This window comes from Cupriavidus plantarum, assembly GCF_905397285.1.
Classification (GTDB): Bacteria; Pseudomonadota; Gammaproteobacteria; order Burkholderiales; family Burkholderiaceae; genus Cupriavidus; species Cupriavidus plantarum.
The window spans coordinates 1-5,376 of sequence record NZ_CAJPUX010000020.1; the positions used below are offsets into that span (position 1 = coordinate 1).

Annotated in this window: 2 protein-coding genes; both read right to left on the reverse strand. The window is 67.7% G+C overall.

The window, feature by feature from the left end; translation table 11 throughout:
* A partial coding sequence (locus KHP16_RS28160; RefSeq protein WP_244836104.1) for a condensation domain-containing protein occupies window positions 1–1,191 on the reverse strand: 1,191 nt, incomplete at its 3' end.
* A partial coding sequence (locus tag KHP16_RS28165) for a non-ribosomal peptide synthetase (RefSeq protein WP_211961632.1) occupies window positions 1,188–5,376 on the reverse strand: 4,189 nt, incomplete at its 5' end. The genes KHP16_RS28160 and KHP16_RS28165, both read right to left, overlap by 4 nt.

The following is a 5,376-nucleotide window of genomic DNA, read 5'->3' on the forward strand; positions in this document are numbered from 1 at the left end:
CCGCAAATCCCGCCGCTGGTGATTCAGCATGACCTGAAACAACGGGTTATGAGACAAGCTCCGCTCGGGCTGCAAAGCCTCGACCAGTTGCTCGAACGGCAGCTCCTGATGGGCCTGCGCCTGCTGCACGGACTCACGGGCCTCGCCCAGCAACGCGAGCACGGACCGCGTGCCATCGATCCGCGCCCGCAGCACCTGCGTGTTCACGAAGAATCCGACGGTACGGGACGTCTCCGCGCGATTGCGGTTGGCGACCGGCACGCCGACGCGGATGTCGTGCTGCCCGGTGTAGCGGTAGAGCAGGATCTGGAACGCTGTGAGCAACACCGTAAAGGCAGTCGTACCGGCCCGCTGAGCGAGGCCAGCCAGTTGCCGCGCCTCGTCACGCCCAAGCGCAAACGACACGGTGCCACCGCGGTGCGACGGCACGGCAGGGCGCGCACGGTCCGCAGGCAACTCGAGCACCACGGGCTCGTCGCCAAGCGCGCCACGCCAGTAGTCGAGCTGCCGCTCGCGCTCCCCCGCCTCGAGCCAGTGACGCTGCCACGAAGCATAGTCCGCATACTGCGCCTCAACCGGGAGCAACCGCACCGGCTGCCCGGAAGCGTAAGCCGCATAAAGCGAAGCAAACTCGTCGATGACGACGCCCATCGACCATCCATCGGAGACGATATGGTGCATCGTGACGAGCAACACATGATCGTCCGTCGCCAGCCGCAGCACCCGCACCCGCATCAACGGCCCGTGCGCGAGATCGAACGGCGCAGTGGCCTCGGCATCCACGTGCCCCGTCAACGTCGCCTCGGTAACGTCGTCAAGCGGAATCGATACAGAAAAGGGCGCATGAACGCGCTGCACGGCCTCCCCATCGCGTTCATGAAACGTCGTGCGCAGACTCTCGTGCCGCGAGACCAACGCATCGAAAGCCGCCTGCAGCGCGGAAAAGTCCAATGCCCCGCGCATCCTCACCGCCCGCGGCACGTTATAAAGCCCCGCCGCAGGATCCATCCGCCAAAGAAACCACAGCCGCTGCTGCGCATAGGACAACGCGCTCTCGCTCTGCTGACGCCGCGGAATCGGCAAGCTGCCGAAGTCGAGCCCCCGTTGCCGCAGCTCGAGAAGAAAGCGCTGCTGCCCCGCCGGCGAAAGGCCGGCGAAGCGCTCGGCGAGCCGCGTCTTGTCAATACTCATGCCTGCGTCTCCAGATCGTCCATCCAGTCCTCCATGTCCTGCCAGCCCCCGGCATCGCCGGTAGCATCGGCCTCTCTGCCCCGCGTGGTGCGTTGGGCGTCGATATGCGCGGCCATTTCGGCGAGGTCTGCCGCTTCGAAGCAGACCTTGAGCGGCAGCGACAGATCGAGTGCCCCGCTCAACCGGGCAACCAGCCGCGTGATCAGCAGCGAATGACCGCCGAGCGCAAAGAAGTTGTCATGCACGCCCACGCGCGGCACGTCGAGCAGTTCTTTCCACAGCGAAGCCAGCATCGTTTCCGTCTCCGTGCGCGGCGCGACATAGGCCTGCGCATCGAAGACTGGACCGGGCAACGCGCGCCGATCCAGCTTGCCGTTGGCCGTGACGGGAACGCGCTCGATGGCAACGATCTGTGCGGGCACCATGTACTCGGGCAACTGCGCTTTGGCCAGCGCCTTGAGGGTGTCGACGTCAGTCCCTTCCAGCACGCACCACGCGACGAGCCGCTCGCCGCGAACGAGCACCACCGCATCGCGCACGCCGGGCTGCGCGCGTAGCCGCTCGGCGATCTCGCCAGGTTCGATGCGATAGCCGCGCACCTTCACCTGTTCATCGGCGCGCCCAAGATAGTGGAGCCGCCCGCCCTCGTCCACGCGCACGCGGTCGCCCGTGCGATACATGCGCGCGCCTGGCGCGAGCGGATCCGGGAGGAAGCGCTCGGCAGTCATCGCCGGCTGCCGGAGATACCCGCGTGCAAGTTGCGCCCCGCGTATGTACAGATCGCCGGCGATGCCCGCCGGCAGCGGATTGAGGTCGCTGTCCAGCACGTGCACGGTGACGCCGGGCAGTGGCCTGCCGAGCGGTAGCGCGCCAGGCTCGTCGGGCAAGCTGGCGTGCATCAGCACGCCGACAGTGGTCTCTGTCGGCCCGTAATGGTTGAACAATGCACACGCAGGACGTAGCGCGCGAATCCGCGCAACGAGGTCGGCCGGCGTCGGCTCGCCGCCGACGATGAGCGCCGCGTGGGGCAGGGCGTCCGCAGGGGCTGACGCTTGCAGCAGCGCCCGCAGATGACTCGGCACGATCTTGAGCACGCCCACGCGATGCGTGGCCATGTACTCGGCGAAACGATCCGGCGCGAACCCACGCTCGCGTGCGATCAGATGCAGCGTACGGCCGCTATAGAGCGCGCCGAACAGCACGGTGTGCCCGAGATCGGCCGCCGTGGTCGATATCATCGCCATGCTGGCGTCCGCGGGCAGCGCCAGTCTTTCGAGTACGCCGTCGAGGTACTGCGCGAGCGCGCGATGGCTGATCAGTACGCCCTTGGGCGTCCCCGTCGAGCCCGAGGTGAAGATCACATAGGCGCACTGATCCGGAAGCAGGGCCACGTCGGGCGCATGCGGCGACGGCGCGACGCGCTGTGGGTCGATGGTATCGCCGCCCTGCAAGGTCCCGATGGCTCCGATGGCCCCGATGGTCGCGCGAGCGCCCGCCGTGTCGGCCAGTTGCCGTAGCCGGCCCTCGGGCTGCGCGGCGTCGAGCGGCAGGCATACCGCACCCGCCTTCAGAATGCCGAGCCAGCCCGCCACGAATGCGGGCGACCGCTCGAGGCACAATGCCACGACGTCCTCGGCGCCGATGCCCTTGGCCAGCAAGGCCTCGGCGATGCCATTGGCCTGCGCATCGATCTCGGCGCGCGTCACGCGTGTCGCCTCGTACTGGACCGCGATCGCGCCAGGGTCCGTTGCGACGTGATGCGCCCACGCATCGAGCAGTGGCGATGCGGAACCGGCCTGGCCACCGTCGATCGACAGGACGTCCGGACTGAGGCCAAGCGTACCGACGCGGGCGTCGGGCGTCGCGGCCAGCGTGGCGGCTAGCTGGCGCAATACCGCGAGGAAATGCTGCTGGAGCTGGCCGATGCGCTCGGCGCTGAACAGATCCGTCGCATAGCTGAAGGCGATATCGAGCGTCTGGTTGCCGGCCACCACCAGCGTCAGCGGATAATTCGTCGTCGCCGTATGGTGGATCTCCCCGATCCGCAGCCCATGCTGCTCGCGCTCGCGCAACGCGGCATCCACGGGGTAGTTCTCGAACACGAGGATGGAGTCGAACAGCGGCTGCCCCCCCTGATGCTGACTACCGCGATTGGCCCACCGCTGGATCTCGTAGAGCGGCACGTGCTCATGCTCGCGCAGCGAGAGGTTCTCCTGCTGCAACGCCTGCAACCACGCGTCGATGCGTTGATCAGGCGCCGGCGCCTGTATGACGGGCAAGGTGTTGATGAACAGCCCCAGCATCGCCTCCGCGCCGGGCAGCGACGCCGGGCGCCCGGCGACGGTCGCGCCGAACGCCACCGCGCGCTGCCCCGTATAGCGCTGCAATACGACGATCCACGCCGCCTGTAGCAGCGTATTGAGCGTGACGCGCTGCTGTTGCGCCACGCGTTGCAGCATCTGGGCATCAATGCGCACGCGAGCCACTGCTTGCCCGGCGGCGGGGGTCTCCGGTGCGGGCATCGCCTGCGCGAGCAACGTGGGCGCCTCGAGCCGCGGCAGCCGCTCCTGCCAGAACGCCTCGCTCGCCGAAGCATCCTGTGCCTGCAACCACGCGATATGGTCCCGATACCGCGCGGGGACCGCCTCGACGGGCAACCCGTGATAGCGCTGCAACACCTCCCCGATGAGCCGTGCGGTGCTCCACCCATCGAGCAGCAGATGGTGGCTCGTCCAGATCATGCGATAGCATGCATCGCCTTGCGCCACCAGTCGTACGCGCATCAGCGGCGCGGTGTCCAGCGAGAACGGCCGGGAGCGATCCTGCATGGCGAGGGCATCCGCATCGCCTACCGCATCGCTATCGGCATCGATCACCACGGGCGATGGCACGTGACGCCTGACCATCTGAAGCGGCTCGCCGTCGATATGGACGAAAGCCGTCCGCAGGATATCGTGCCGGTCGATCGTCTCTTCCCACGCCCGCGCCAGGCGCGCGGCGTCGATGCCGTGCAGATCGACCGACATCTGGTTGACGTACACAGCCGTCTCAGGCGCGTAGAGCGCGTGGAACAGCATCCCTTGCTGCATCGGCGCGAGCGGATAGATGTCGTCGATGTCGGCGCGGTCGGCGCGGTCGGCGTCCGGCAGACGATCCAGTTGCGCCTGCGTCAGGCCGGACAGCGGTACGTCCGACGGCGTCAACGCGCCGGGAGGCGTGGCCATGCAATGCACCACGATGTCCTCCAGTGCGCGTTGCAGCTGCGGCGCGAACACCGACAGGCCCGGTTCGGCGAACGCCAGATCGAACGTCAACGCGCCGTCGCGCACCATACCGTTGATGACGATCGCATTGCCCAGCGGCGCATCGGCGCCCCGCGTCTCGCCCGCCGATTCGTCTGCCCGCGCGAAGAGCGCGTCGGCATGACCGCTCTGGTCGAACTGGCCGAGATAGTTGAACGTGATGGACGGACGCGGCACACCTTGTAGCTGGTCGCTCAGCAGACCGAAGCCGATGCCATGCTGCGGCACTGCTCGGAGCGCTTCCTTCACGCGCTTGATATGCGTGGCGAGATCGGCGTCGATCGGGAGGGCCACGGGGAACACGCTGGTGAACCAGCCGACGGTGCGCGATACATCCACGTCTGCGAACAGCGTCTCCCGGCCATGTCCTTCCAGCAGCACCGCGGTAGTCTCGTGTCCCTGCCACTGACCCACCGCGCGCGCCACCGCGGCGAGCAGCAGGTCGTTGATCTGGGTGCGGTAGGCACTGTGGGCGTCGGTCAGCAAGATACGCGTAAGCGTCGCGGGCAACGTGACCGTCGAGGTGGTGGCGTCGCGCAGCGCGGTATCGCGCCGCGCTGCGAGCGTCGGTCCGTGCTGCGCGCGCCAGAATGGGCGTTCATCCTCGAGGGACGCGGCATGTTGCTGCAGCCTCCGCGCCCACGTCTGATAGGACGACGTGCGGGCTGGCAGCGGCGCATCGTCCCTGTACGCTTGCTGGAGGTCTTCCAGCAGGATGCGCCATGAGACACCGTCCACGACGAGGTGATGGATGGCGATGAGCAGGCGCTGAGAGCCGTCCGGGAGCGTGAAGCGGGCCACGCGCAGCAGCGGGCCTTGTTCGAGGTTCAGGCTCCGCTGCGCGCGCGTGCATGCATCGGTGAGCGCGTCGGTATCGACGGGC